Source organism: Desulfomicrobium norvegicum (assembly GCF_900114595.1).
GTDB classification, from domain to species: Bacteria; Desulfobacterota; Desulfovibrionia; order Desulfovibrionales; family Desulfomicrobiaceae; genus Desulfomicrobium; species Desulfomicrobium macestii.
In genome coordinates this window covers 16,508-41,930 of the sequence record NZ_FOTO01000016.1, presented here as the reverse complement: position 1 = coordinate 41,930, position 25,423 = coordinate 16,508, and the positions used below count along the sequence as shown (strand labels likewise).

Below are 25,423 nucleotides of genomic sequence, written 5' to 3'. Positions count from 1 at the left end.
CATGAGGCGGCCGCGCGGGACTCCTGGTCAATGTCAATTGCGCATGCGGCGCTCCCATTCGAAATCGCGGCTGGTGACCACGTCTTCCATGCGCCGCAGCCGTCGGTCCAGATTCTCGAACTTGCGCTTGATCCGCTCCAAGGCCCCGGCCCGGGAGTTGGTGTAGGAGTTGTAGAACTCCTGGTCGGCGGGGCTGTCGAAGGGCACGACCGGCTCCATCTTCATGACCATGGCCGCGATGAGGTACAAAAGCCCCACCGGCCAGATGCCCGTGACCAGAAACAGAAGAATGACGATGGCGCGCAAGGCTCCGACGGAGAAATCGAAGTATCGGGCCAGTCCCTTGCAAACGCCCAGAAATACACCGTCGCGGGCGCGGTAGATTCCACGCTGCTCTTCCACGGGCCTCCTCCAGCGCGAACCACGGCTTCCGCCGCCATGCATGCGGCCATTGCCGCGTCCGAAAGCTCTCACGATCTTTTCTCCTTGCCGTCCTTTTCCAGAAGAATCGTTTCCAGTGCCTCGATGCGCTCTTCCATGCGGGACATGCCGTTATAGATCTCCTGAATCATCTGCGCTTCCCGGGCCACGTTCACATCGCCGGACTTGGTGAACATCTTGATGAACCCGAAGATGACCGCGCCGACCAGCAGGATTCCGGCGCTCATGAGCACGAAGATAAAACCGAAAAAATGTTCCATGCAATCTTCTCCTTGCGTGTTTATAAGCGCATAGCCGAGGCTTTGGCGGCCGCCAAACAAATTTTCAGCCGGTGCTATTTGTCAGAGGAGGAGCGCATGGACGCGAGTTGTGCTTCCACTTCGTCTCCGCCTTCGAGCAGAGCGAACTCCTGTTCCAGGTTCCGGTTCTGTCGCGGCGCGCCCAGTTCAGCCTCGGCTTCCATGCGTTCGATGCGCTGCTCGAACTGGTCAAAGCGCATCATGACGTCGGCCGACTGAACCCGCGAGACATTGGAGCGGACCTTGATGCGCTGGTCGGCCCGCACATGGCGCTTGGCCAGGCTGCGCTGGCGTTCCTTGGCGGACTCCAGCTTGACGTCGAGCTGCTCGATGTCTTCGCGCGCCTGCTCGATCATGACCGCAAAGCGATCCCGCTCCCGTTCCAGCCCTTCGCTCAGTCGCTGCGCGGCCAGTTTTTCCAGCAGCGCCTCCCGGGCCAGGTCCTCGCGTCCCTTGTCCAGCGCAAGCTTGGCCCTGTCTTCCCACAGCTCCAGACGGGCCAGGGCCTGGGACTGCTCCCTGGCGATGCGCTTCTGATCGGCCATGAGTCCGGCACAGGCGGCCTTGAGCTCCACCGAGGTCTCCTCCATCTCCTGAATCATCAGGCGGATCATTTTTTCCGGTTCCTCGGCCTTGTCCAGCATGGAATTGATGTTGGAGCTGATGATGTCCTTGAATCTGGTAAATACGCCCATGAGTTCCTCCACGAGTGACGATGTTCTTGATCGCCTTGTCTTGAGCAGAGATCATGCCAGTGTTTTGTTGTGTCGTACCATGCCGAAATGTAACGTTTTTTGAATAAATGCTATTTGCCTTCGTGGTCTGTCGTTGCGTAATTTGGTTAATTTCGCTATTTTTTGGCAATGGTAACCACATATCCGTCATCTTCCCCGATATCATCCATGGAAGCCATCGGCCAGTCCGACGCATTCCTGCTTTTTCAGGAGCAACTCTCGCGGGTGGCGCGCATCGACAGGCCGGTGCTGATCATCGGCGAGCGCGGCACCGGCAAGGAACTGGCCGCCGCGCGCCTGCATTATCTTTCACGGCGCTGGCAGGGCCCGCTGGTCACGGTCAACTGCGCGGCCCTGGCCGGTTCGCTTCTGGATACGGAGCTTTTCGGGCACGAGGTCGGGGCCTTCACCGGCGCCACCGTTCGCCGCAAGGGACGGTTCGAGAATGCGGATACGGGCACCCTTGTCCTGGACGAGATCGCGAACCTGTCGCCGGAGGCGCAGGAAAAGATTTTGCGCGTGGTCGAGTACGGATCGTTCGACCGCGTGGGCGGGAGTCGGCCGGTTACGGTCAACGTGCGCATCGTGGGCGCGACGAACGTGGACCTGCCACGGCGGGCCAGGGCCGGGGCGTTCAAGGAGGATTTGCTGGATCGCCTGAGCTTCGAGGTGCTGACCGTGCCTCCGCTGCGCATGCGCGAGGGGGATGTGCAGCTGCTGACCCGGCATTTCGCCGCGCGCATGGCCATCGGCATGGGGCTGGGCGAGGCGCCGGGATTCTCCGCCCGGGCCATGTCCATGCTGCTGGCCCACGACTGGCCGGGCAATGTGCGCGAACTCAAGAACGTGGTCGAACGCGCGGTGTACCGGACTGGATCGGGAACGGTTCGGGAGGTGGTCTTCGATCCGTTTGCATCCCCTTACCGTCCAGTGGAACAGGCGGTAGCGGCTGCCGAGGTTCCGCGGCCACCAGATGTCCGTCCGCGTTCCGCGCAGCCTGACCTGCAAGTCCCGCTGGCCACGGCCGTGCGCGATCTGGAAGAGGCGTACCTGACGGCGGCCCTGGAGCAGGGCCGCCACAACCAGAAAAAGGCGGCGGCCCTGCTGGGCCTCACCTACCATCAGTTTCGCGGGCTTTATCGCAGGCTGCGCGCGGATCTGGACGGCTGACGTCTGACGCGTGTCCGCCGGTTGAAATGCAAGAGGCCGGGCCCGTCCCATGATGGACGAGCCCGGCCTTTGGCTTTTTTTGGAAGCGGAGCTTACGCCGCCTTGGGCGCCGGAGGCTTTTGCAGGCTGATGCGGCCGATCTGTCCGGCGCGCAGTTCGTTCAGCAGGATGCCCGCCGCCTTGGTCACGTCCACCTCGCCGCCCTTGATCAGGCACCCGCGCTTCCTGCCGAGCGCTTCCAGCAGATCGATCCCGTTCTGCGGCAGATCGGTGATCTTGTAGCGTTCCTTGAGCAGTCCTGGATATTCGCGCAGGAGATAGTCGCCGACGCGGGCCGCGACCTCGGCGTTGTCCATGGCCGTTTCTCGCACCGCGCCGCTGCCGGCCAGCATGTAGGAGGCCGTGACGCTTTCGATCTTGGGCCAGAGCACGCCGGGGGTGTCGTACAGGGTCAGCTCGTCGTTGACATGGACCCGCTTCTGCTTGGTGGTGATGGCGGCCTGGTTGGCGGCCCGGGCGACCTTGCGGCCGACCAGGGTGTTCATGAGCGTGGATTTGCCCACGTTGGGGATGCCGACGATGAGGCAGTTGACGGGCTGCATGAGAAAATTGCGCTCCTTGACCATGCCCGGCAGGGTCCCGAGAATGCGCTTGGCGTCCTTGGGGCTGGTGGCGCTGATTTCCATGGGCACGGTGCCGCACTCGCGGAAGAAGTCCATCCAGGAAGCGGTCACGGCCGGGTCGGCCAGATCGCTCTTGTTCAGGACCTTCAGGCACGGCCTTGGCCCGCGCAGTTCGCGCAGGAGGGGATTTTCGCTGTATCCGGGCAGGCGCGCATCGAGCACTTCGATGACCACATCGACCTTGGCCATGACCAGGGCAATCTGTTTTCTGGCCCGGTGCATGTGGCCGGGAAACCATTGAATCGACATCTAGTTATCCTTGTTTGCAGGCAAAAGGCCTTCCTGGAGCAGGAGGGCCCTTGGGTCGGGTTCGCGACCGCGAAAGAGACGAAAGATGTCCATGGGGTGGCGACTGCCGCCCAGAGCCAGGATCGTGTTCCTGAAGCGTCGGCCCAGATCCCCGTTGCGGGCCGGATCCGGACCGGCGTCCGCGAATACGCCGAAAGCGTCGGCGCTCAGGACCTCGGCCCATTTGTAACTGTAATACCCGGCCGCGTAACCGCCGGCAAAGATGTGCGAGAAGGAGCACAGGAAGCGGTCTTCCGGCAGCGGCGGCAGGGGCAGGATCTCACGGGCGATGCGCTGGGCGGTCTCCGTGGGATCGAGCTGGTCCGGATCGGCCGTGTGCAGGGCTAGATCCGTCAGGGCAAAGGAGACCTGGCGCAGGGCATTGGAACCGGCGCGGAAGGTGCGGGTCTCAAGGAGCTTGTCCAGAAGCTCGGCGGCCATGGGCTCGCCTGTCCGGTAGTGGCGGGCCAGCTTGGTCAGGGTGGGGAGGTGATAGCACCAGTTTTCCATGAACTGGCTCGGCAGTTCCACGGCGTCCCACTCGATGTTGGAGATTCCGGCCACGAAGCCATGCTCCACCGTGGTCAGCATGTGCTGGAGGGCGTGGCCGAACTCGTGGAAGAGCGTGGTCACTTCCTGAAAGCTCATCAGCGATGGCGCGTCGTCCAAGGCCGGACGCTGGTTGCAGTTCACGTAGGCGACGGGCAGGCGCACGGCATGACCGCGAGGCGCGCAGACGGTGCTGCGCCCATGAAGTTCGTCCATCCACGCGCCGCCGCGTTTTTCCTCGGGGCGGGCGTAAGGGTCCAGATAAAAGCCCGCGATCTCCCGGCCGTCGCTGTCCTTGACCCGGTAATAGGTCACGTCCGCATGCCAGGTCGGCACTTCGTCACCGCTTTCGATCCTGACCCCGAAGAGGCTCTCGATTAGCTCGAAGAGCCCCTGCAGGATGGCCGGCAGCGGGAAATAGGGCCGGATCAGCTCGTCGCGCAGGCCAAAGCGCCGCTCCTTGAGCCTTTCGGCCCAGTACATGACGTCCCAGGGCTGGATATCCTCGGACTGGCCTCCGGAGCGGGCCAGATCGCCAAGATCGATGAGGTCGTTCAGGGCCGGGTCCGTGGCCGCATCCTGGATTGTGCGCAGCAGGGCTTCGATGCTGGCCACGCCAGGAGCCATCTTGCGCTCAAGGCTCACTTCCGCGAAATTTTCAAAGCCGAGCAGCGCAGCCAGCTCGGCGCGCAGCTTCAATATGCGCCGGATATGAGGCAGGTTGTCGGTATCCCCGGCGGCTGCGCGGGTGATGTATGCCCGGTAGACCTCCTCGCGCAGATCGCGTCTGGCGGCGTGCTGCATGAAGGACAGGAACGAAGGCAGATCAAGGGTGATGCACCAGGGGCCGTTTTCCGCCGTGGCCTCGGCCTGTCCGCGTGTCCGGGCCATGTTCGCGGCCAGGCGCAGGGAGTCTTCGGGGAGCCCGGCAACCTCATCCTTTTGCGTCAGGGTCAGGGCATAGGCCTGGGTGGCGTCAAGGACGTTGTTGGTGAAGCGGGTGGACAGTTCGGCCAGCTCCTGGCTTATGGCATTGAAGCGCTCGCGGTCATCGGGGGCGAGCCCCACGCCCTGCAGGATCGCGTCGCGGACCAAGAGGCTGATGGTGCGCTGCAGGGCCTGGCTGAATGTCGGGAAATCCGGGCTCTCGCGCAGGGCGAGAAGCGCGTCATGTATGGGACGGCTCTGGCCCAGGCGGTTGTGGAATTCCACGACCAGGGGCTGAGTCTGCGCATAGGCCTCGCGCATTTCGGGGGAGTTCCTGACGTTGTGCAGGTGCGTGGCCACGCCCCATGCGCGTGCGACCCTGTCGGTCAGGCGCTCCAGGGGGGTGAGCAGCCCGTGCCAGGTTCGGGGCGCGCTTTGTTCGAGGGTTTCAAGTTCGGCGCTACTTCTGGCTATGACTTCCTGCATGGCCGGCACGACATGATCGGCGGTGATGGAGGGGAAATTGGGGAAAAGCTCCCAGTTGAGCAGGGGATTTGGCTCGTGCATGGCAGTCCTTGGCATGGATCGTTACTAATGATGGCTTTGGGTGATGGCCTTGAGTGTATAAAAAACGGGAGGAGCGGACAAGGAGGGAAGCCTCCGCGGGGTTCGCTACGGTCTTGAGATGAAAAAGCACGGTTGCATGGGCCGGTGCCGTGCGCGAAAAACATCGCGGCGAGACGCAAGCACAGCCCGAAATTCAAGGCGCGGAAAGGCCTTGTGAGACGGGCGTTACGCGAAGGCCGCGATGCTGTTCCGGCGGACTAGTTCTGGGCGTTGAGCTCGGTCTGCACCTGCTGGATCAGCTCCTTGGCCTTCATCAGCTTTTCCTGCTGTTCCGGCGACTGCAGCTGCGTGGACATGTAGGATGTCTTTTGCGTCATTTCCTGCAGGATCGAGCTCATGAGCGCCGCGCGCGTCTTGGAGGGCAATGTCTCAAGCTCCGCGACCTTGGATTCCATGGTTCCGACCTTGGTGTCCAGGCTGGACACGGTGGTCTTGATCACGGCGAGGTCCTGGACCTGCATGGTCAGCTGCTTGATGTTCTGATTGAGGTTGAAATAGAAGCCAAGCAGCAGGATCACCGCCGCAAGAGAGGCGAAAAGCGCGATCTTGCTCATGTCGCGGCGCGGGGGCTGAGCCGAGGGGATGGCCTCGGGGGCGGCGCTATCGGCTTCGGGAGCCGGGGCGGCTTGGGGGATCTCGACCTTTGCAGGCGATTTAAGAGCCGCTTCGACCTCGTCGTGGCCGAGGGATTTTTCCCGGGTCAGGCTCTGGGCCAGGTTCGCATAATCCATAAAGGAAATTGCTTCCGGTTTCTTTACCTTGACGACTTCGGTCAGCTCGACCTTTTTGGTCTTGCGGGCCGAATCGGTGTCCTTCTTGGTCTTGCGTTCCAGTTGCACGACTTTTTTGGCGGCGCCCATCGTATCCTCCCTCGCTCGAATAAAAAAAATCAATAAACAAAAATCGGTCCGAAGACCAGTCCGTACTTAGGCGCCCAGCGTCTTGATCCCAACGGAGGCGCGGATGCGATCCAGGAAGGGGCGGCTGTAGGCGCGGGCCTTTTCAGCGCCTTCCTTCAGTACCTTTTCGATATATTCGGGGTTTTGCATCAACTCCGCATACTTATCGCGCGGCTCGGCAAGCTGGGCGTTGACGACCTCGAACAGGTCCTGCTTGACGTAGCCCCAGCCGATGCCTGCCGCGAAACGGGCGCGCATGTCGGCCACCTGCTCGGGCGTTGCGAAGGCGCGGAACATTTCGAAAAGCGCGCATCCTTCGGTCTCCTTGGGCTCCTCGGGGGCCTGGGAGTTGGTGGTGATCTTCATGATCAGCTTGCGCAGGTTCTTTTCCGGGGCGAAGAGCGGGATGTAGTTGTTGTAGCTCTTGCTCATCTTGCGGCCGTCCAGGCCGGTCAGCACGGCCGTGGACTCGTCCACGCGGGCCTCGGGCAGGACGAAGTGCTCGCCGAAATGGTGGTTGAAGCGCTGCGCGATGTCGCGGGTCATCTCCAGATGCTGGGTCTGGTCCTTGCCCACGGGCACGATGTTGGCGTTGAACATGAGGATGTCCGCGGCCATGAGGATGGGGTAGGAGTACAGCCCCATGGTGATGCCCTTGTCCGGGTCCGGGCTGCCGTTGTCCTCGTTCTCCTGCACCGCGGCCTTGTAGGCGTGGGCCCGGTTCATGAGGCCCTTGGCCGTCATGCAGGTCAGTATCCAGGTCAGCTCGGGAATTTCGGGGATATCGGACTGGCAGTAGAAGACGCTCTTGTTCGTATCAAGGCCAAGGGCCAGCCAGGTGGCGGCGACTTCCAGACGGGACTGATGAATCCGGGCCGGATCGTGGCATTTGATCAGCGAATGAAAATCGGCCAGAAAATAGTAGGAGTTGACGTTTTCGTCACGGCTGGCCTCGATGGCCGGGCGGATGGCGCCGACGTAATTGCCAAGGTGCGGCGTGCCGGAAGTGGTGATTCCGGTCAGGACGGTCATTTTCTTCATGCTTGAAACCTATAGGAGTGGTTTGATGATCATGTTTTGCACAAAGGCGGAGACCGGGGACAGGATCATGCCGAGTCCTCCGGTGAAAGCCAGCAGAAGCAGAATGATGAATCCGTAGCGTTCGAGCTGCATGAACCGCGCGGCCATGGGGCCGGGCAGCAGGCAGGCCAGGATCTTGCTGCCGTCAAGCGGGGGAATGGGCAGCAGGTTGAACGTGCCGAGGATGGCGTTGATGAAGACGCCGGCCACGGCGATGTTGATCATGGGCCGCAGGATGTATGCGGAGTCGGTGGCGCCCGGATTCTGGGAATAGATGACGAGGAGCTTGAGCAGCACGGCGAAGAAGGCCATCACCGCGAAGTTGGCCATGGGCCCGGCCAGGGACACGTACAGGATGCCGCGCCGGTAATCCTTGTAATAGGCCGGGTTGATGGGCACGGGCTTGGCCCAGCCGATGAGTTGGGTCAGAAGCAGGACCAGGGTGCCCATGGGGTCGAGATGCTTCAGCGGGTTGAGGGTCAGCCTTCCGGCCAGCTTGGCCGTTGGGTCGCCCATGAGGTAGGAAACATACCCGTGCGCGACTTCGTGGCAGGTGATGCCAAGAAAAAAGGGCAGGGCGATTATGGAAAAGTGATGAAGTGTCTGGCTGATGTCGAACATGGAGCTTCGGCTATCATCAAGCGCCCCGGCGGGCAACTCTTTTAGCTCCAGCGGGTGTAGAGCTCATGGGGCATGCCGAGCTGTTCGAGGATGCGGCCCACAAACTGGCTGACCAGTTGTTCGATGGATTCCGGGCGATGGTAGAACCCGGGGCAGGGAGGCATGATCACGGCCCCGGCCCTGTGGGCGCGGAGCATGTTCTTCAGATGGATCTCGCTCAGCGGCGTTTCGCGTGGCACCAGGATAAGGGGACGGCGCTCCTTGAGGGTCACGTCGGCGGCGCGATGCAGCAGATTGGTGCCGACCCCGCTTGCGATGGCAGCGAGGCTGGCCATGGAGCACGGACAGACGATCATGCCCGCATGCGTCCAGGAACCGCTGGCAGGCGCGGCCGCGATATTGGCGGGATCATGCAGGAAATGAAAACTGGATTCGAGTTCGAGCGGATCGGAGCCGAGTTCGTATCGAAAGACCTGTCGCGCCCCGTCCGAGATGATCCCATGCAGCTCCACCCCTGGAGCCTCGCGCAGGGCGCGGGCCAGTAACCGGGCATACTCCATGCCGCTGGCCCCGGAAATGGCCAGAATGATGCGTCGTGTAACTGTCATGAATCACCTCGAAAATTTAAGCTTGGCCCAACCGGCTATCCCAGACACGAATACTTGACAAGCGAGGGACGTCTGCATAGGTAAGCATTCCTCGTGCGCAATTAGCTCAGTTGGATAGAGCGTTAGCCTCCGGAGCTAAAGGCCGCAAGTTCGATTCTTGCATTGCGCACCAAAGAAATCAAGGGCTTATCGGATACACACCGGTAAGCCCTTTTTCTTTCCCCGCACCATTCCCCGCACGCAAATCCGCTCCCCGCACGGCTTAGGGAGAATTCCCCTGCAGGCCATATTTTTTCGCACGCTTCCCCGCACGCAACCTCGCGCCCAGCATGACATAGGGGGAAATCGCTTGCAGGCCATTTTTTCGAACCTTTCCCCGCACGCTTCCCCGCACCGCCGTTGGACCTGTAATATGTGGGTGCACCTACTCCGCCCGTTTTGGGCATGCCACCTTCATTGCTTTGATCCTGCCAAGCGTCAAGATTGTCCAAGGATTGTGGGCTGACCATGGAAAGAATTGCAGGTGCTGCCATCCTTGTTTTTGGGGGCACCTCCAGGAGAGGCGAAAAGTTGGCGGCAATGCCCAATCCAAATATTTGGGTGCACCGATGGCCGCAGTCAGGATTTTTGCATGCCCGGTCAAGGGGGGCTTCAATTGATCGGGGGTCGGGATGAGGGCTGCAAATTTTCTCAGCCAGTATACACAGTCCCTCTCTTAAGTTGAGACTGCTTGTCAGATCAATGGGTCAACGGGCTCGCAGGTATGGTTGGACAAGGCGTTTAGAATTCATGCAAGGACATGCCGTGCATCGCCTTCGAGGAGGTTCAGCCCCCGGCAAAAAGCCTTGTCTGTTCCGGTTTCTTCGGGACACGGATTGTCGAACTGGAAAGCCTGGAGGAAGCCTTGTCCGCGTCTGTCCAACGCGCCGCCCAAAAGCTCTGTGCGCCAAGAGGCAGTTGGCCGGGTGGTATAGGTGTTCGCCACGACCAGCCGCTTCCATCCCGGTCCTTAGTACACCGGTAGCGGGATGTTGGGCCTTGGACGTGGAACATGAGGCAGGAGCGGAAATCGCCCCGTTACACGACGTGCTGGGCTGAATTGCCACAGGTGGAATAACTGCAACCAAGGACGACGGATCCGGAAATGAATTGTCAGAGGTGGATGGGTACGATCGCGGTCGGGGCTGCTCTTGTTCTTCAGTTCGTCCTGCTCCAGGCCGGAGCAGGGTGGGCATGGACCGGCAAGGTTGTCGTTATCGCCGACGGCGACACGATCACCGTCCTGCGTGACGGGCGCGAGCAGGTGAAAATCCGGCTTTACGGCATTGACGCGCCCGAGTCCGGACAGGCGTTCGGCAAGGCCTCGAAGCGGAACCTGTCGGCCATGGTGCACGGGCGATCGGTGCAGGTCGAAGTCATGGATACGGACACCAAGACTTCCGAAATCGATTTTTCCTTTTTGGAAGTTTTCCAGGAAGGATACCCTGGCCAGATAGGCCTACGATAATCGACACCCTTATGTTTGCCGAATTTGTGGGTTCATATGCTCGTTCCGACACAACAGCTCAGGATTTTCTCACTCACTGTCTGGGTGGGAATCGGGTGGGACTTATGTTCCAAAATATGCTTTTGTCTGGAAAAATCAGAATCGTTGAATAAAAAATATGGCAACAATTTTAAGTTGTTGCCATAAAGTGAGGAGGTTGCGAAGTCGGGTGTTGGGTCTTCGTAATCAGTAGGTCGAGAATTCGATTTGCGCTGAGCGTATATCTGTTCAGCCCAGATGGTCCAAGGTCCGGCTGTGAATCAGCCTGGAACTATTGCTTGGCGCAGAAAGGTCAGGCTTTGAGGGGCACGAGCAGTTCCGGGAAGTCGTTGCGTGTGTTGTTGACCCTAGTGCTCACGGGGTAGCTGTCGAAGTCGTTCCGTGAGTCGGCGATGATCTCTTGGACGTCCGGCCCGGGTGTGTTTGGGTTCAGTCAGTTATCGAAGTGTTCGGGCTTGAGGACCACGGGCATGCGGTCATGGATATGATCGATGCCTGGCGCTGCTGCCTTGGAGAGCAGGGCGCAGGAAAGCACCTGAGGCCGTCCTGTCCTTTCCAGACGGCCCAAAGCCCGGCGAAGGCGATGCCTTCCGCATTCGGTGCGCAGATGAAGTAGGGCTGCTTTACCTGTCGGTCCGAGTTGCTCCTGACCAACTCCTTTTCATTCCGCTCATACCATCCGCGTGCTGGCATCAGGCAGCGCAACCCGCGCAGGCTGTGGCGCCCCAGGTCGGCTTCTCCGCCGTCTCTTCTGACCGGGCATTGAAGGTCAGGGATGGCGGCCCCTCCTTCTTCCACCAATGGGGTATGAGCCCCCAGCGCGCTCCGTTCAGTTTAACGAGGCATTCCTCAGCTTTTACGACGAAAGGGACACGGGTAGTTGGAATCACGTTGAGGCGCGGTTGGAGCCAGTGCCAATTCCAGCGCTCAATTTTCAGGATTTCTGAAACCGCCGCTTCGTCTAGGAGAGAAAATCGTCCACACATGTCTATCTCGCTCGCTTGGGGGCAACGAAAGTTAGCCCAAACGGGCACTCTGGGACTGATATTGAAATTGGCCGGATCCCTCGCAGAGGAGACCGGCCTGAAATACTCAACTTCTTGCAGCGTTCACTATTCAGCCTTCGTGGTTTTTTTGCGTCTCTCCCACAGCTTCATGTCCTTCATCGTTTTCCGGCGGTCACGGGCCAGAGATTTTGCAACCAGGGGAGTACCCTTTTTGTAGCCGTATTTTTCCTTGTACTGTTCGGGAGTGAGTCTGTGGGTTATAAGGTGGCGCTTTGTCAAAACTTTGAATGACTTTCCACATTCGCAGCAAATGACGCTCTTTTCGCGAATCGCGTTTTTAGGGTCAATAGCGGGTCCCGTTTCGGCAACGGGTGCGGCACCTTCAGTAATGCCACGAATGCTGCCAGCCAAGGCTTTGATCATGGATGTGATCTCGTCCTCGTTCATGTTGCGTACAGATGCTTGGGCTTTTACGATCTCGATTGCTTGTTTGAGATAATCTTCCATGTTTTCTCCTTAAGGATCTATGGGAATTTGATTGTTAGCTCTTAGCACAAATTGTGCCTGTGCTAATTTTGAGGTGCTATGGACGAAGTAACATGCAAATATCGAGAAGGTAAAAAACATTGGATTTTACAATCACTGGCTAAAAATTGAGTTTGTTTACTGTGCCTCCTCGTAAATAACGCGCTGGACGCTGGATAGACTACATCCGTGATGCTCTGCAATCTTCCGAAGTGGGACACCTTACTCTCGCAATGTGTGCCCTTGGTCTGGTCGACACTCATTTTCCTGGCACCCTTGCCATAGGCATATTTTCCGACACCCTAGCTTTCTCGATATCATCACACTGACAACCTGTCAGGAATTCGCGCGAATATTCTTCCATCATTGTCAGGCATTTGATCCTCTGGCCTTTTGTGCTGGAAGCGCAGATAAAGTCGTACGCCCATATTATGGCTTCCATCGTTTGTTGCGGTCGTGGACAGGAGGTCGCAGCTCGTTTCGGTGCGCACTTCCTAGACACCTGCACGTGTTTTCTTTCGGGAGCAATTGTTCCGCGAGCGGGCGACAACAGCTGGCCGGATCAGAAAGGAAGTTCTCGGTCGTGCCCTGCGGGGTTTCTCGAGAAGCCAGATTTTCTCAAGGGGCAATGTGCGCGAAAAAAAGTTTTATTCGACAACTAGCTTTAATGATGGAGAAAATAGCAGCGCTAAGCTCTATTTTTGAGAATTTGAGTAGGGTAGATTAAAAGTTTTGCTTGCATTTTTTTTTGAGCGGGCTATAGTGCGAATTTCCGTGGCGATGATTTTCCTGTAAAAATGGTGAAGCCTATGTAGACATTATATTATAAATTTTATTTGTCTGATATGATATGTGTTTTTAAACATATGTATTGTCTGTATTTGTATTCTGTCAAATATCATATTTGACATATAGATTTGTATTGTCATTTTTCAATTAGAAATGAATTGAACAGTTATTTTAATTCTTATTAAATTTTTATTATTTGAGCAAGAATTATTTTTTTTGATGTCATAATTTTTATCAAGACAGAAGAAAGGAGAATAGTGATGACTGTACATGTTCCGACGCGGTGTAGACGTGAAAAGCGGACTGAAGAAATTTCCTTCAAAGTCAGCAGCAATGAAAAAGCTTTGATTGCAGCTGCTGCAAAATCAAAGAATACGAAAATTGCGACTTTGATTAGAAAAATTCTTTTTGAATACGGGATTGAAGTGGAGGTCCCGAAGGAAGAACCCAAATCTTCCAAACGGCCTGCTCCGAAAGTAAGCCGTGAGTTGATGATTGAAGTTGCGAAAATGAGCAACAGATTGAGCCAACTTGCCAACTGGGTCACCAAATACAAAACTGAGGAAGATATTGTGCCTGTGATGTTCACGCTCGTTGCATTCGACCAAACGCTTTGCGAGTTGGTTCACGGACTTCCAGCGTACAAAAAGTAGAAAAACTATGCTTATAAAGTATTTGAATAAAGGCCGTGGGGATGCGCAGAAAGCGGTTGATTATCTTATGGGTGATTATGACTGGACTGGTGAGAAGAGAAAACAAGTTTCTGTTTTGTACGGTTCGCCAAACCTTGTCGCTAAAGTTGCAAATTCGCTGACGAACCCGAATGTTTACACCAGCGGTGTAGTCGCTTGGGCCGTAACTGACAGGCCAACGGAGCAGCAAATACTTGAAGCAATGTATCTGTGGCGACTTCTTGCGTTCGCAGGAATGGAAATAAATAGGTTTTGTCATTGTGAAATTTTGCATCGTGACTGGGGTGGCGGTGTTCACGTTCATATGCTCATCGCACGCTTAGACTTGGAAACAGGTAAATGTTTCAATCCAGCTCCTCCCCGTTGGGAACGGAAATTTGGGACTATGCAGGATCTGCTCAATCATAAGTATGGTTGGGCGGATCCTAATGATCCCATGCGGGCCAGACTTTTACAGCCAGGACCACGCATTTATGTCGATAAGTCTCGGCAGCGAGAAGTTTTTGAATTTGAACCAGACCAGAGAGGCATAATTCACGACATAGTGATCAATGGTATTAAGGAAGGTGAAGTGACTAATCGTTCATCAATGGTCGGTTATATCGAAAGTTTTGATTATAAAATTGTACGGACAGGTTACGATTATATCAGTATTAAAAATTCAGATGGGGGTTATAATATTCGACTCAAGGGATCTTTGTACTTAAAAGATCGAGAATTTTACAGAATAATTGAAGAAGAGTGGCGTACTGATGCTGATTTAGTTCGTTATCCGGACGAAAGAGCCGCTAATGAAGCGTTTGAAAGATTCGATGGTGTTTGTGAAAAGCGTTCAAATTATAATATGAAACGATTTTCTGTAAAAAATAAAGATTATTCTAATTTAACACAGGAAATTATTGACTCGGAGTGGATCGAAAACTGTTCCCGTAATTTTTTGTCAAAAAGATCTAAGGATTCTTATGTTGGTAGAGCTGATGCGTACCTAAATACACTATTTTATAAATATGTAGAAATTCATACAATTGTAAAAAAATACAACAAAAAAGAAATTAGGTTAAATGACAAGCCTCAAATTTCAAATTGCAGTAAAAGCGATTATTCAAATAATTGTTGCTTAGATGATTATTTTAATCATGTTTTTGAAAAATATAAAGAATCATTCAACTATATAGAAATGTGTAGTTGTAATTTTATAAACGAATTCCAGGCAATAATGAGTAAAATTATATATTATATTTACGATAATAATATAAAAAATAAAATTTTATCTGACGTAATATTTGATTTTTATAAGATTAATAGTGAGTTATATATTAATTTTATAAACATTGAAAATAAATATGTAGAAAATTTTGAAATGTCTATTTCAAATGAATATGATTTTAATATTTGCAATGATATTCCGGAATGTCAAAGCCAAAGAAATAAAAGTCAGTTGAGTCTGAAGATGTAGTTTGTGCCAGACTGAATAACACAGTAACTAATTAAGAGGTAAAAAGAATGATTAGTAACGAAGTAAAGCTTTTCTGTGAAAAAGAAGCGGCTGATTTTTTATCGATTAGTGTCAAAACTCTTCAGCAGTGGAGATATCTGAAAAAGCCTCCTGTATATATAAAATTTGGTAGAAATGTCCGCTATAATTATCATGATTTGGTAAAATATATGGAAGCGTGTACAGTCGAACCAATGCACTGAGTTTTTGCAAAAATATATCACTATTGTTGCTTTTAACTTTTGAATTAGTTTGAACTCATTGTGAAAATTTAAAGTCTGTCATGCAGCGATAATAAGGAAATCTCAATTCTTGTAATATGGCTTCCATCAGGATGAGACGTTCTGGACCATGAGCGGCAATCCGTATATCTCCTGTCGGCATGCAGCAGCAGGACATCATCTTTAAACTGAGTAGCCTCGCCAACCGCTTTCCGCGCGGCCTCGAGCTTTCCAAGCAGGACCTGCTTTTCGTCGGCTGGCTGTATTTTCGAGAGATGGCCACAGAGGCGGCGAGGATCTCGGACCGTGAGCTGCGGCAGCAGCTTTCCCATGCCGCGGTTCAGCTCGGCATGGAGGATGACGTCTCCCAGCCGGCGCAGGTCATTGACCGTCTGGTGCGCTTCAGGATGGTGCGCACGTCGGTGACGGATTCGCGGGCGCAGGAGTACTGTCTGACTCGGCTTGGGCGCAGTCTGGCCCGGGACCTCTTGGAAGATGCCGACTTTGGTAGCGAGGATTTGTGCACACTCCTGAATCAGGCGCATTCTTCGCTGCGCCAGGAGATGACGCAGGGCGATCCTGCGGAGCTTGCCAAGTGGCTGACCCATTTCTTTCATGGCACCATTCGAGAAAAGATCGAGTACAAGCTCCTGTCCATAGAAGAGGGGCTTCTCGATCAGGAGCAGACCGCCAAGCGCCTGGGCAGCGGGCAGGACGAGCTGGCCTTTGAAGAGGCCCTGACCGCGGTGCGCAGGGGGCGCGAGTATCTGGACGAGCTGCTTGATGCGGTCCAGGACGGCTCTGCCTACATGCCGCTCATGGCTGCGCTCTCGGAATGTCACGACCGTTTTTCCCAGCCGGAGTTGCGCACCGCTATTGGGCGGGCGCTGGATTTTCTGGAGGGGATGCGCCACCGCATTGAGCGCATGCTGGCAAACCTCATTCGGTTCGTGCGGCAGTGCGTCTCCTATCAATCTTTCGTCGGCTCCCTGTCCCGCCGCGACGCCCTGGGGCGGCTGCAGCTCGACCTGCTGCGCCTGGCCCTGCGCGAACCCTTAAGCATGCCCGTGGTCGGGCAGAACCGCCCGTGCGCCATCAGCCTAGAATTCAGCGCCTCCCAGAATCAGGCCCCTGTCACCCTCGACCCGGCGGCGCTGGAGGCCCTGTCCGCCTTCGTGCCGGAGCCGGTCAGGAACATCCAGGCGCCGTGGCGCGGCGATTTTCTTGATGAAGCGCACAGGCAGTGGGGTTCCACCCCTTTCTCGCCCAGGCCTCTTGCCGCGTGGATCCGAAGCCTCCTGGCCGCGCATGCAGTCGATCCCGATGCCGAAATTCTGGCCCTGTGGTACCTCCTAAATGACATGTCGGGCTGGAAGCCGGCCGTCCTGGTCCGTGCCGCCGATGCCCCGTGGGAGTCTCTTGGGCCAACTCTTATGCAACCCGTCATCCTGGACACGCCCCATGTCTGACGCCCCAATTCAAAACAACATGCCCGACGAGGGCGACGGCAATGTTCTGTTCGCCTCCCCGGCCCTGTCCCGGCGCATCATCCACAGCCTGCAGCGCGGCGAGCATATCGATCCCTTCATGGGGCCAGAGTTCCGCTTTCTGGACCGCAACCAGTCGGACTGGGAGGATTTCTTTGCCTTCCTGGGATACAGGCTGTGCCGCAGCGACCTGGGCGGGGAGAGCTTCTTCTACCTCAAACCCGATTCGGGGATGGTCAAGGCCGAACGCCTCAGCCGCGGGGCGACCTTCCTGGGCATCTTTCTGGCCTGGCACTTCGTGACCGAAGGCGTGGACGGCCAGGAGTCTGTGCCTGCCGCCGACTTGGCGGGGCGGATTCTCTCGAACTTCGATTTCAACATGCTGGTCCCGGTCTTCCTGCCCGTGCGCGGGCGAGGCCGACAGCGGGCCGAGACGGAGCAGAACCGCGACAGGATGATCGACGCCATCCGCACTTTTCTGAACGAGCTGGCCCGTTACCGATTCGTAGAGCTCCGTCCATCGGTGCGGGCGGAGTGGCGGGATCTTCTGGTCTACCGCCTGCCGGGCCTGCAGCGTTTTCTGGAAGTGAGCCGCAACGCCCTCCTGCATCAAGGCAGCGAGGCGACCGACCTGCTTGGCGTGGTCAAAACCCTGTGGGCCGGGTTCGAGACCGAACCGGAAAACGATGACAGCGACGACGCGGCGGAGGATGAATGAACCTGCCCTTTTTCAGCCCTGATCCGATCTGGGCCCGGGAGCTGCTCCTAGTTGGGTATCAGCTCTTCCCTTGCAGCTTGATTCCCCTGCACGGACGCCTGACAGTCTTGTCCGGCAATAACGGCGTGGGTAAGACCACGCTCCTCGACGCCATCCAGACCGTGATCCTCTGCCACCAGCAGTACATATCCATGAATGTGGCATCGGGCCAGAACGACCGCTCCATCATCGGCCAGTTGCGCCAACGCGTAGCCTGGGCGGCCATCGGCATCACCGGGCACGAAGAGGTCACGGCCATGGGCGTGCGCCTGGCCGTGCGCCCCAGCGGCGAGCAAATCGACCTCTCGCCCTTCGTGCTGCGCCGCGTGCCGCTTCAAGAAGGCCTGTTCCTCGACCCCGAGACGAGCATCATTACTCCTGATTTCCAGGTCCTGTCGCGCAGGATCCTGCAGGCCGATCCCACAGCCGACTACCTGCCTTTTGAGCGAGTGGATGATTACCACTCTTTCCTGCACGAGCAGGGTATCCTTCCCATCCCGCTCATGCGGTCCGGCAAGAAGAAGAGTTTTGCCAGGCTGTGGCGGCAGATCACGCAGCCGCGTCTGACTGACTTGAAGGTTTTTCTGCAGGACATGCTCTGCCCACCACCGTCAGGAATGAAGATGACTTTCAGCGACGTTGAAAAGCTGATGCACGACCGTCGCGGTGTGGAGGAGCGGCTCAAGCGGTTGGTTTGTTTCAGGGAGACGCGGCTCAAGCTTGAGGAACTGCGCCTTTCTTTGGACAGCGCGCGTCGCGAAAGCCTGGCCGCCGACATTGTGGTGTCCTCGGGGCGTGTCCAAGGCCTGCGGCAACAGGAGAGCGGGCTTCGGGCGGAACAGGAAAAGGCCCAAGAGGAACTTGTAGCGCAACAGTTGGCCTTGACCAAACTGGAGGAGCAGGAATCCGGGATTTCCGACCAACGCGACCTGCTGCAGAAACAGCAGTCCTCGCTGGACGCCCAGCTGCGCAGGCACAAGGAATACGTGGCCGCAGGCAAAGAGCTGGCCCAGGCGGACAAGCGTCTTCAGGCCATTTTCTCCGAGCAGACAAGTATTACCGAGAAATACCGTATAGTGTCGGAGGAGATCACCTCCGGCATTACCAAGCGGACAGAGCTTTTGGTTGAACGGGAGAAGATGGCCGGCAAGGAAGTCCAGCTGGCCAAGGACGTAAAGGTCTGGCGGAGCTACGAGGCCGATCTGGCCAGGGGTGCGGAAATTTTGGGTCGCAAGGTCTCCTCCGCCTTTGATGTCATCGAGGCCTGGAACGAATGGGACGAGCCTTTTCAGGAGCTGCGTTTTCTACCCAGGTTGAAGGAGCAACTTGCTGAGCTGCGCCGCCGCTTGAAGCGCCATGAAGAGGCTTTGCTGCTTTGGAATGGTTTGGTGGGCGCGAACGTCGTGACCGATCCTCCCAAGCGCGAGGACGTTGAATCCAATCTGCGCTCCACCAAGGATGAGATCATTCGCCTCAGCCTCAAGGAGGAGAAGCTTGCCGCTGAGCGCGGCCGCATTCAGCAGTTGCGCGACACTCTGGCTCAGGGCCGTCCGCCCCTGCCGCCCGAGGCGCAGCGTATGGTCGACCAGGGCTTGGCCGATCCCGTTGCCATGGATTTTGATCAGCTCGACGTCCAGGAGGCCGCGGCGTGGCAGACGCGCCTTGGCCCCTTCGCCCTGGCCATCCGTCCTAGGGAGGGCGCCGAGCTTCTGGATAGGCTGGAAGGGGCGGACAGGGTTTTCGTGGTCACCTCAGAGGCCGGGGAAGAGGACTGGGCAAGCCGCGCTGCCGCTGTCGGCGGGCGGGGCGCTCTGGCCTGGTACGAGCCGCAGGGCCCGGTCTGGCTGTCCAGCCGCGCGCGGGCGGAGCAGCTCATTACCCTGGCGCGGGATCTGGAGGAATGTGACGCCGCTATGGCCCGCCTTAAGACCGACATGGCTTCCCAGCGGGCCCTGGAAGAGCGCCTCGCCACGGTGCTCGGGGCCTGGGACGCCCTGTGCGACCGGGAGAGTGCGGTGCTTGAGGAGGCCCTGGCCAAGCGGGTCCGCGTAGTGTCCGAAGGCCAGGCCCGGACCAAGGCCTGCCATGACTGCGTCGAGAAGCTGAAGAGCCGCATCCAGGCTTTCGAACTGGCGGAAAGCCCGGTACAGCTCGAATCCGTGCGTGCCAGGATAGCGGAGCTTGAGCGAGACGTGAAAGCCCTGGAAGAGGGCTTGGCGCGGCTGCGTTCCAGTCAGGAAGAACTTAAGAAGCGGCAGGCCGAGCTTGAGCGGGAGCGGCGGGAATCCGAGAATTCAAGGTCCATGGCCCAATCCAAGCGTGAAACCCTGGAGAAGGATGAGCCCCTCGATGTCCTGGAGGGTCGCGTCGATTTTACGCAGGCCGAGCTCATGGCGCGGCGGGTGGCGGAGCTGACCAAGGAGCTGGCTTCCATCAAGGGGAAGATTCGCGCCGGAGCTGAACAGTTGGGAAAGCTGCGGGCCGATGTGCAGAACCGGTCTACCACCCTGAACGACATGTCCGGCAAGCTTCGCCATGCTATCCAGGAAATGGAGCAGGCCACTGTCCATTGGAGCCGGTACTATCCGGCCGAAGATCCCGCCGCCCTCCACGGAGACTGGACCGAGGCCAGGCGGGACAAGGCCCGGCACGCCTGGGCCGAAGCCAGGGTGGCCCTGTCCGGACAACTGGAGCTTGTCTGCCGGGAATACGGCCAGGAACTGACCATGCCCCGGGACAGGGAGCCCGATCAGCTGGTGGGCGATGTGCTGACCATGCTGCTGCCTCCCGATGTGGAACTTGATCGCGAGGAAGATAAGCTCAAGGCCTTGCGCGACGAACTGGCGAAGATCGAAGGCAAGCTGCGCGGGTACGTGGAAGCGATCCGCAACAATGTGGACGCCGATATCCGCGCCCTGACCCGCAAGCTGCAAAGGATCAACGACATCCTCTCCAACCTGGGATTTGGCAAGGTGCGCAAAGTGTACCTGGAGAAAGTGCATGAGCCCGCCTACGAAGGGCTCAAACATCTGCGGGGCACCGGTCAGCTGTCGTTGTTTTCATCTGGAACGGCGGTGGGCTTGCGTGAATTCCTGGACCAGATCCGGGAGATCATCGCCCGCCATGCCAAGGGCGCGCAGCTCGAAGACGACCAGATCACGGATTACCGTACCTATGTCCGTCTGCGCTGGGCCATCGAGGACGACGAAGGCCGCGAGCGCCGCAGCGGTTTTTCCAGTGGCGAGGGTCTGGGCATCAACCTGGCCATCTGTCTGAGCCTGCTTTTTTACGAAGGCTCGGACTCGGGCCAGCATCGCGGCAGCGGCATCCTGCTGATGGCCCTGGACGAGGCCGAGCGTCTTGACGAGCGGGCCATGAACACCGTGCGTGACCTGTTGGACAGGGTGGAGTGCCAGCTGGTGCTGGCATTGCCCAGAATGCTCAATATATCCGACTCGCTGACCCATATCCTCACAGCGCTGCCTCAGGGCGTGACCCATGTGGGCGTCTACGTCCCGCAGGCAGCGGAAACGGTTGCCGCAGTAAGCGAAGATCCCGGACATGTCGGGGAGGTTGAGTGAAGGATCTTACTGCCCGGTGCCTTGCCTGGCGTGGTCTGCTGGAGCGGGGTAGAGCGGGCTGGAGCGCCGAGTTCGCCATGCTCGAGCGGGCGGGAATCGTGCGGCGCGAGAAGAACTCCGCCACGCTGGTCGATGCGCAAGAACTGCGACGCCTGCTGGCTACGCCGGAGTTTTCGGACGTCATCGCCAAGCTGGACTCAGCCGAATCACTGGCCACGGCCATGGGACTGGGAGTCCGGATCGTTGATCGGGCGGCAGACTGTCTGTGCCTGCTCATGGCCTTGGAAAAGACCGATCAGACCGTGGGCATGGTCTGGCGGCAGCAACTCAGTGCCGAACTCTTCGGAGATTCCAAACACATCGGCTCCGTCTCCATCCTGTCCCGAATCTACGAGGACTGGCTCGCCCTTAAGCCCAGCCGGGGAGAGTTGCGGCTCAAAGCCTTTTCAACGCTTCCGCACATAGCAGGAGGCCCGGATCTTTCCGATGTCACGAAATATCAGGGTCAGGCCGTCCTGATGTCCGCCCATGCCAGCCCGGAGCAGTACGACCTGTCGCGCCTTCATTTCATAATGACCTGCGAAAATCTCTCTCCCTTTCTGGAACTCATCCTTCCTACAGGACTCCTCATCTACACGGGGGGCTATGCCTCCAGAGGGGTGGTCGCCTGGCTTAGATCGGCTCCGGTTTCATGTCGCTGGTTTCACTTCGGAGACTTCGATCCAGACGGACTGGCCATATTTGACAGGCTTTCAGCCGTATCGGGGCGGGACGGGAAGTTCTTTCCGAATCGAGAAACACTGGAACTCCTTAAGGCCGGCCTGCCTGCATGGCAGGGCGCCAGATTGTTCAGCGAGGGCGCGTTGCGCGGCGACCAGTTGAAGGGTCTGGCAAGGTGGGGTGCGGGTCATAAACTGCAGGCTGAGCAGGAGCAGGTGCTTTATCAGCTCAGGAAGCGCGGGGTAAACTTGGACGAAATGCTTTTCTGAAACGAAACTGCGCAGCTGAGTGCAGTTTTTAATATACACACAGCTGCGCGGTGCTGATTTTGAATTAATTAGAATCCTGCTGCGCTGTTCTTGCTGTCTTCAAAAAATTCATTCGCGCTTCGGATTGTTTTTTTCACAGAATCAAGGATGTTGAAAATTTCATTCAAAGCAGGGATTTCAAAAGGACTGATTCTGAAATCTCTTTCAATCTTCGGCAGCTTAACATCGTCGATGTCTTTTTCCAGCACGACATCAAGTTCTTCGGTCTTGAAGATTCTTTTGACATTTTCAAAGCTAACGCCGGTTCCGTCGTAGGCGCCGATGACAAGAATGTATCTCACATTTTGTGAGGTTTTCTGCTTGATGTGTGTCTCATTCATTTCCCTACGGTTCGAGATCTGGTTTAAAACCGCATGATAGTCATCGCCAATGCTTGGTTTGAGCTCGACATAATACAATTCATTGGTTTTTTTCGGGTTTACATATCTCCATTCTCCAAGCAAGAAGTCCGGGTAATTAATCCGTTCGTTATTGCAGGTTGGGTATCTGTACAAAGCACGCTCAAAGAACTTTTCGACACGCGATGAGAATTTCGGGCTAATTTCTTCATGGTTTTTGATTTCAATGGTTACATCATTGAACTTTTTTTCGAAAGAAGTCTTGCAAGGGCTGACCTGATTGAACTGTGACTCAGCCAAGTACGATCTGAATTCTTCAAAAAACGTATAGAACAATTCAAAGTCCCGGATAGTGTTCCTGTAAATCTCTTCAGGATCGTTGACGATCAGAATTGCAAAATTTTTGAACACATATTCTTCGTGTTCTCTTCCATCCATATACTTCTTAAAAGGTGATACGGGAACCGCGAAGGATTTTTGTCTGTGCAACTCCCAGTTTTTTGAAATTGTAGATATTTCGATTGCCATTTTTTTGATTTTAGAAATCCTGTTGTTCATGCGTTCACATACCGTCTTGACGATGGACATTTTGTCAGCGAAGTATTCATTGATATTATGTACATAGTATTCTTTGTCGTGATTGAAGATTTTCGGATTGACCAAGTAGAACAATCTTAGGCTCACTTCTTCAGTCATATATTCAGCCTGCATTCTGCTGTGGCTTGGCGTTTTGAGATCACGTCCATGTTCTTTGAATGCCAGGTCGCACAGTTCAGGGTACTGATCACGGATGCTGGCTTGGCCAACCAGCCAGGCGCAATAGGACTTGTCGGCCAAAAGGACTTTGAGGGGCTGTCCCTCGTACTTTCCAAAGGGGACCAAGTTTTTGTTGTTCTTGCTCATAAGAAATCTCCTGTTTGTTTTTGGTTAAAAAAGTTGACTTATGAGATGGGTATATATAGCTCTAGGCTAGTTTTGTCAATATATATTTAAAATAAATTGCGTTTAATCGAAATATTTATCATAATATCATTAAATTATTTAGATTTTTCCTAAATTGATTTAGGAAAAAGATGAAAAATTTGGAGGACTAGATGAGTCGTGCGGGAATGGATTTGGAGTTCGAAGACGTTTTCAGGCGGATATCCGAGCAGACGGATCTCAAAACTTCGACGAACCTTGCAGAGTTTTTGGGGATATCGAGTGCTTCAGTGTCGAAGCAAAAAACCGGGAACACGTTCCCGGCAGCGTGGGCTATTTTGATTGCAAAACAATATAATCTGGATCTAAACTATATTGTTTTCGGAGAAAAATATGCGGATAAGATGAGAAAAGATGATGAGGATATGAATATTCTAATTAAAAATTACATAGATAAAAAATATGATTTTGAATTAAAAGATGGTGACTATTTTTTGAAAGCCCTTTCTGGAGAAATTGAGTTTATGATTGGTAGGTTTTTGGATCATGCTAAAAAGTAATACTTGTTTTTTGAAGCATATCCTCATGGCAGAAGTGGAGCCTCGAACAGCTTTTGAGTTCGATGTCGAGAGGGTGCCCGGTTTATTTCTAGCCACGACATTGATGATTCTTTTTATGATGGAATATGTCGAGTTATTCAGTCGCTTCCGCTAAGAATTTTCTAGCTGATTCCGACGCCTTTGAGACCGGAATCAGTGGTCAATTTGAGCCGCAATGAAGACTAAAAACAACATTTGATGCCTTTTTTTTAAATTTTGTCCGACATACCTTAGTCACGATGCTTGTCCGACACGCCAATCTTGGGGAAGTCACCCTTGTAACATTCCAAATCCCCATATAGCCAGTCCTGCCAAAATCCTATGGTATTTCTGCATGCGTACGTCCAAGAATAGCCACGGACTGGGAACGATAAAACTCGAGCATTTTTGGCCCCTCCAAAAGTTGGGTCACACGAAGCGCGATTGACCTGATATACATGCTGCCCCTGTCATTGTTTTTTATACCGCTGCGCCATTTTTCTGATGGTCTTGATAGCCTCGTCCCTGAGCCACTGCGGCTCGATGATCTCAAAGTTCCCTCCCCAGCGCAGGGCCCACCACAAGACCTCTTCCGGTTCCGCCACATCGACCTCAAATAAGAGGCTCCCGTCACTGTTTTCGGTGAGCTTTTGCGATGCGTGGCGGGATTCTTCGCGGATGAACGGTGCAATTTCCGCTGCGAACCAGACTTTGACGTGCTCGGGTTCCTGGTCCGAGGCGTAGATCCCGAAGACATTGGTCCGTCTGCGGGCGAAATCGTATTCGCGCAGATTCGAGAATGTCAGCCCACCATCTTGTACGCCGCGTATCCGGCATACCTTGAAGCAGCGGATCTCCTTGCGCTCGATGCAGTAGCCGTCCATGTACAGAAACCCATCCACAACGAACACCTGATAGGGCTCGACCTCGTAATCCTCGGCTGGTTGGCCTGGTTTGCAGTAGCTGATGCGGATGCGCCGGCGGTTGATGGTGGCGTTGAGCAGGTCGTCGACGATCCGCTCCTGCCGCGAATGCCCTTTATGGGCGAGATCCTGTTCGAGCAGTGCCTTGCAGACGTCGCAGAAGGATTTTTCTTGTCCGGCCATGAGTTTCGCTGCCGCTGCCCGGGCGTGCTTGGCGAGAAAGGATTCTTGCAATTCCCCTAACTGGCTCAGCGCCAGGATGATGGCCAGGCGTTCGTCGAGGCTCAGGTCCGGAATTGGCAGGAACGCATCCTTTGTGAGGTCCTGCCGTTTTTTTGCCTTGTCATATTCGAAGCTGACCCCCAGCTTCTTCATGAATTCCCGGTCTCGATTGTAGGTCGACTTGCCAATGCCCAGCTCCTCCTGGAGTGCCTTGGAGGACATTTCCGGTTTCGTCTTGACGAGTTGGTAGAGGAGCAGGATGCGTTGCAGTTGCTGGAGCTTCTGGGAATCGTTGGCCATGCTGATCTCGAAGGTTGGGGTGCTCTGATAATGGCGGCTGTGCGCATCAATTTTGCGATCGTCCCG

At 55.7% G+C, this 25,423-nt stretch carries 24 protein-coding genes, 1 tRNA gene and 1 pseudogene; 12 read left to right on the top strand and 14 right to left on the bottom strand.

The features are described 5' to 3' along the window. Positions 1–33: 33 nt before the first annotated feature. The 3 genes from BMZ24_RS17385 to pspA form a co-directional block, all read right to left on the bottom strand. Positions 34–474 carry a PspC domain-containing protein gene (locus BMZ24_RS17385; protein WP_092194034.1) on the bottom strand — a complete coding sequence of 147 codons (441 nt, stop codon included), beginning with the start codon at positions 472–474 and terminating at the stop codon, positions 34–36. Next, positions 471–701 (bottom strand): envelope stress response membrane protein PspB, encoded by a 231-nt coding sequence (locus tag BMZ24_RS17380; RefSeq protein WP_092194033.1) that lies wholly within the window; start codon positions 699–701, stop codon positions 471–473. Before BMZ24_RS17380 ends, BMZ24_RS17385 begins: the two co-directional genes overlap by 4 nt. Before the next feature lie 74 nt (positions 702–775). Beyond that, positions 776–1,435, bottom strand: coding sequence for a phage shock protein PspA (gene pspA / locus BMZ24_RS17375; RefSeq protein WP_092194032.1), 660 nt, complete (start codon positions 1,433–1,435; stop codon positions 776–778). A 207-nt stretch (positions 1,436–1,642) separates the two neighbouring features. Between pspA and pspF the strand changes: the two genes are divergently transcribed. Continuing rightward, positions 1,643–2,644, top strand: coding sequence for a phage shock protein operon transcriptional activator (pspF, locus tag BMZ24_RS17370; protein WP_244150405.1), 1,002 nt, complete (start codon positions 1,643–1,645; stop codon positions 2,642–2,644). 92 nt (positions 2,645–2,736) lie between these two features. Here pspF and ylqF read toward each other — a convergent pair whose 3' ends face one another. The 6 genes from ylqF to BMZ24_RS17340 form a co-directional block, all read right to left on the bottom strand. Beyond that, positions 2,737–3,576: a ribosome biogenesis GTPase YlqF gene (ylqF, locus tag BMZ24_RS17365; RefSeq protein WP_092194030.1), complete on the bottom strand. Its 840-nt coding sequence runs from the start codon at positions 3,574–3,576 to the stop codon at positions 2,737–2,739. Further along, positions 3,577–5,658: a M3 family metallopeptidase gene (locus BMZ24_RS17360; protein ID WP_092194029.1), complete on the bottom strand. Its 2,082-nt coding sequence runs from the start codon at positions 5,656–5,658 to the stop codon at positions 3,577–3,579. A 257-nt stretch (positions 5,659–5,915) separates the two neighbouring features. Then, positions 5,916–6,578, bottom strand: coding sequence for a hypothetical protein (locus BMZ24_RS17355; RefSeq protein WP_092194028.1), 663 nt, complete (start codon positions 6,576–6,578; stop codon positions 5,916–5,918). A gap of 66 nt (positions 6,579–6,644) precedes the next feature. Beyond that, positions 6,645–7,658 (bottom strand): tryptophan--tRNA ligase, encoded by a 1,014-nt coding sequence (locus BMZ24_RS17350; protein WP_092194027.1) that lies wholly within the window; start codon positions 7,656–7,658, stop codon positions 6,645–6,647. 9 nt (positions 7,659–7,667) lie between these two features. Beyond that, the gene (locus BMZ24_RS17345) at positions 7,668–8,318 is read right to left on the bottom strand and encodes a site-2 protease family protein (RefSeq protein WP_092194026.1); all 651 of its coding nucleotides are present in this window, start codon (positions 8,316–8,318) and stop codon (positions 7,668–7,670) included. A gap of 41 nt (positions 8,319–8,359) precedes the next feature. Beyond that, the gene (locus tag BMZ24_RS17340) at positions 8,360–8,926 is read right to left on the bottom strand and encodes a UbiX family flavin prenyltransferase (protein WP_092194025.1); all 567 of its coding nucleotides are present in this window, start codon (positions 8,924–8,926) and stop codon (positions 8,360–8,362) included. Positions 8,927–9,021: 95 nt separating this feature from the next. Between BMZ24_RS17340 and BMZ24_RS17335 the strand changes: the two genes are divergently transcribed. The 3 genes and pseudogenes from BMZ24_RS17335 to BMZ24_RS17325 all read left to right on the top strand — a co-directional run bounded on the left by BMZ24_RS17335 (position 9,022) and on the right by BMZ24_RS17325 (position 10,433). Next, positions 9,022–9,098, top strand: a tRNA-Arg gene (locus BMZ24_RS17335). Positions 9,099–9,974: 876 nt separating this feature from the next. After that, a pseudogene (locus BMZ24_RS20540) lies at positions 9,975–10,043 on the top strand (DUF4113 domain-containing protein); the annotation flags it as partial. A gap of 45 nt (positions 10,044–10,088) precedes the next feature. Beyond that, positions 10,089–10,433, top strand: coding sequence for a thermonuclease family protein (locus BMZ24_RS17325; RefSeq protein ID WP_092194024.1), 345 nt, complete (start codon positions 10,089–10,091; stop codon positions 10,431–10,433). Positions 10,434–10,901: 468 nt separating this feature from the next. Here BMZ24_RS17325 and BMZ24_RS20535 read toward each other — a convergent pair whose 3' ends face one another. The 3 genes from BMZ24_RS20535 to BMZ24_RS17310 all read right to left on the bottom strand — a co-directional run bounded on the left by BMZ24_RS20535 (position 10,902) and on the right by BMZ24_RS17310 (position 11,986). Beyond that, positions 10,902–11,165 (bottom strand): SOS response-associated peptidase family protein, encoded by a 264-nt coding sequence (locus BMZ24_RS20535; protein WP_092194023.1) that lies wholly within the window; start codon positions 11,163–11,165, stop codon positions 10,902–10,904. Then, the gene (locus tag BMZ24_RS20530; RefSeq protein ID WP_092194022.1) at positions 11,165–11,458 is read right to left on the bottom strand and encodes an SOS response-associated peptidase family protein; all 294 of its coding nucleotides are present in this window, start codon (positions 11,456–11,458) and stop codon (positions 11,165–11,167) included. Before BMZ24_RS20530 ends, BMZ24_RS20535 begins: the two co-directional genes overlap by 1 nt. A 126-nt stretch (positions 11,459–11,584) precedes the next feature. Next, positions 11,585–11,986, bottom strand: coding sequence for a Ros/MucR family transcriptional regulator (locus BMZ24_RS17310; protein WP_092194021.1), 402 nt, complete (start codon positions 11,984–11,986; stop codon positions 11,585–11,587). Between the two features lie 1,067 nt (positions 11,987–13,053). Here BMZ24_RS17310 and BMZ24_RS17305 point away from each other — a divergent pair. The 7 genes from BMZ24_RS17305 (at position 13,054) to BMZ24_RS17280 (ending at position 22,015) form a co-directional block, all read left to right on the top strand. Further along, on the top strand, positions 13,054–13,446 hold the full coding sequence (locus BMZ24_RS17305; protein WP_092194020.1) for a plasmid mobilization protein: 393 nt from the start codon (positions 13,054–13,056) through the stop codon (positions 13,444–13,446). A gap of 7 nt (positions 13,447–13,453) precedes the next feature. Next, the gene (locus tag BMZ24_RS19575; RefSeq protein ID WP_143077950.1) at positions 13,454–14,941 is read left to right on the top strand and encodes a relaxase/mobilization nuclease domain-containing protein; all 1,488 of its coding nucleotides are present in this window, start codon (positions 13,454–13,456) and stop codon (positions 14,939–14,941) included. 47 nt (positions 14,942–14,988) lie between these two features. Continuing rightward, positions 14,989–15,183 (top strand): helix-turn-helix domain-containing protein, encoded by a 195-nt coding sequence (locus tag BMZ24_RS17300; RefSeq protein ID WP_092194019.1) that lies wholly within the window; start codon positions 14,989–14,991, stop codon positions 15,181–15,183. A gap of 179 nt (positions 15,184–15,362) precedes the next feature. Continuing rightward, positions 15,363–16,670, top strand: a complete 1,308-nt coding sequence (locus BMZ24_RS17295) for a hypothetical protein (protein WP_092194018.1) — start codon at positions 15,363–15,365, stop codon at positions 16,668–16,670. Next, on the top strand, positions 16,663–17,406 hold the full coding sequence (locus tag BMZ24_RS17290; RefSeq protein WP_092194017.1) for a condensin complex protein MksE: 744 nt from the start codon (positions 16,663–16,665) through the stop codon (positions 17,404–17,406). The genes BMZ24_RS17295 and BMZ24_RS17290 overlap by 8 nt, the downstream gene beginning before the upstream one ends. Next, positions 17,403–21,026 carry an ATP-binding protein gene (locus tag BMZ24_RS17285; RefSeq protein ID WP_092194016.1) on the top strand — a complete coding sequence of 1,208 codons (3,624 nt, stop codon included), beginning with the start codon at positions 17,403–17,405 and terminating at the stop codon, positions 21,024–21,026. Before BMZ24_RS17290 ends, BMZ24_RS17285 begins: the two co-directional genes overlap by 4 nt. Further along, on the top strand, positions 21,023–22,015 hold the full coding sequence (locus BMZ24_RS17280; RefSeq protein ID WP_143077949.1) for a Wadjet anti-phage system protein JetD domain-containing protein: 993 nt from the start codon (positions 21,023–21,025) through the stop codon (positions 22,013–22,015). Before BMZ24_RS17285 ends, BMZ24_RS17280 begins: the two co-directional genes overlap by 4 nt. A 68-nt stretch (positions 22,016–22,083) precedes the next feature. Here BMZ24_RS17280 and BMZ24_RS17275 read toward each other — a convergent pair whose 3' ends face one another. Then, the gene (locus BMZ24_RS17275) at positions 22,084–23,316 is read right to left on the bottom strand and encodes a hypothetical protein (protein ID WP_092194014.1); all 1,233 of its coding nucleotides are present in this window, start codon (positions 23,314–23,316) and stop codon (positions 22,084–22,086) included. A 191-nt stretch (positions 23,317–23,507) separates the two neighbouring features. Here BMZ24_RS17275 and BMZ24_RS17270 point away from each other — a divergent pair, with 191 nt between their 5' ends. After that, positions 23,508–23,894 (top strand): helix-turn-helix domain-containing protein, encoded by a 387-nt coding sequence (locus BMZ24_RS17270; protein ID WP_092194013.1) that lies wholly within the window; start codon positions 23,508–23,510, stop codon positions 23,892–23,894. Between the two features lie 488 nt (positions 23,895–24,382). On the opposite strand, the gene BMZ24_RS17265 is transcribed toward BMZ24_RS17270, so the two are convergent. After that, positions 24,383–25,357, bottom strand: a complete 975-nt coding sequence (locus tag BMZ24_RS17265; RefSeq protein WP_161949217.1) for a helix-turn-helix transcriptional regulator — start codon at positions 25,355–25,357, stop codon at positions 24,383–24,385. Positions 25,358–25,423: the final 66 nt, after the last annotated feature.

What these genes read in the sequence shown, in the direction of transcription:
- BMZ24_RS17295 (WP_092194018.1), top strand. Translation starts at nt 15,363, where the DNA reads ATGCAGCAGCAGGACATCATCTTTAAACTGAGTAGCCTCGCCAACCGC.
- BMZ24_RS17290 (WP_092194017.1), top strand. Translation starts at nt 16,663, where the DNA reads ATGTCTGACGCCCCAATTCAAAACAACATGCCCGACGAGGGCGACGGC.
- pspA (WP_092194032.1), bottom strand. Translation starts at nt 1,435, where the DNA reads ATGGGCGTATTTACCAGATTCAAGGACATCATCAGCTCCAACATCAAT.
- BMZ24_RS17310 (WP_092194021.1), bottom strand. Translation starts at nt 11,986, where the DNA reads ATGGAAGATTATCTCAAACAAGCAATCGAGATCGTAAAAGCCCAAGCA.
- BMZ24_RS19575 (WP_143077950.1), top strand. Translation starts at nt 13,454, where the DNA reads ATGCTTATAAAGTATTTGAATAAAGGCCGTGGGGATGCGCAGAAAGCG.
- BMZ24_RS17355 (WP_092194028.1), bottom strand. Translation starts at nt 6,578, where the DNA reads ATGGGCGCCGCCAAAAAAGTCGTGCAACTGGAACGCAAGACCAAGAAG.
- BMZ24_RS17380 (WP_092194033.1), bottom strand. Translation starts at nt 701, where the DNA reads ATGGAACATTTTTTCGGTTTTATCTTCGTGCTCATGAGCGCCGGAATC.
- BMZ24_RS17350 (WP_092194027.1), bottom strand. Translation starts at nt 7,658, where the DNA reads ATGAAGAAAATGACCGTCCTGACCGGAATCACCACTTCCGGCACGCCG.
- BMZ24_RS17325 (WP_092194024.1), top strand. Translation starts at nt 10,089, where the DNA reads ATGGGTACGATCGCGGTCGGGGCTGCTCTTGTTCTTCAGTTCGTCCTG.
- BMZ24_RS17300 (WP_092194019.1), top strand. Translation starts at nt 14,989, where the DNA reads ATGATTAGTAACGAAGTAAAGCTTTTCTGTGAAAAAGAAGCGGCTGAT.
- BMZ24_RS17340 (WP_092194025.1), bottom strand. Translation starts at nt 8,926, where the DNA reads ATGACAGTTACACGACGCATCATTCTGGCCATTTCCGGGGCCAGCGGC.
- BMZ24_RS17360 (WP_092194029.1), bottom strand. Translation starts at nt 5,658, where the DNA reads ATGCACGAGCCAAATCCCCTGCTCAACTGGGAGCTTTTCCCCAATTTC.
- BMZ24_RS17285 (WP_092194016.1), top strand. Translation starts at nt 17,403, where the DNA reads ATGAACCTGCCCTTTTTCAGCCCTGATCCGATCTGGGCCCGGGAGCTG.
- pspF (WP_244150405.1), top strand. Translation starts at nt 1,643, where the DNA reads ATGGAAGCCATCGGCCAGTCCGACGCATTCCTGCTTTTTCAGGAGCAA.
- BMZ24_RS17270 (WP_092194013.1), top strand. Translation starts at nt 23,508, where the DNA reads ATGAGTCGTGCGGGAATGGATTTGGAGTTCGAAGACGTTTTCAGGCGG.
- BMZ24_RS17265 (WP_161949217.1), bottom strand. Translation starts at nt 25,357, where the DNA reads ATGGCCAACGATTCCCAGAAGCTCCAGCAACTGCAACGCATCCTGCTC.
- BMZ24_RS17305 (WP_092194020.1), top strand. Translation starts at nt 13,054, where the DNA reads ATGACTGTACATGTTCCGACGCGGTGTAGACGTGAAAAGCGGACTGAA.
- BMZ24_RS20535 (WP_092194023.1), bottom strand. Translation starts at nt 11,165, where the DNA reads ATGCCAGCACGCGGATGGTATGAGCGGAATGAAAAGGAGTTGGTCAGG.
- BMZ24_RS17275 (WP_092194014.1), bottom strand. Translation starts at nt 23,316, where the DNA reads ATGAGCAAGAACAACAAAAACTTGGTCCCCTTTGGAAAGTACGAGGGA.
- BMZ24_RS20530 (WP_092194022.1), bottom strand. Translation starts at nt 11,458, where the DNA reads ATGTGTGGACGATTTTCTCTCCTAGACGAAGCGGCGGTTTCAGAAATC.
- ylqF (WP_092194030.1), bottom strand. Translation starts at nt 3,576, where the DNA reads ATGTCGATTCAATGGTTTCCCGGCCACATGCACCGGGCCAGAAAACAG.
- BMZ24_RS17345 (WP_092194026.1), bottom strand. Translation starts at nt 8,318, where the DNA reads ATGTTCGACATCAGCCAGACACTTCATCACTTTTCCATAATCGCCCTG.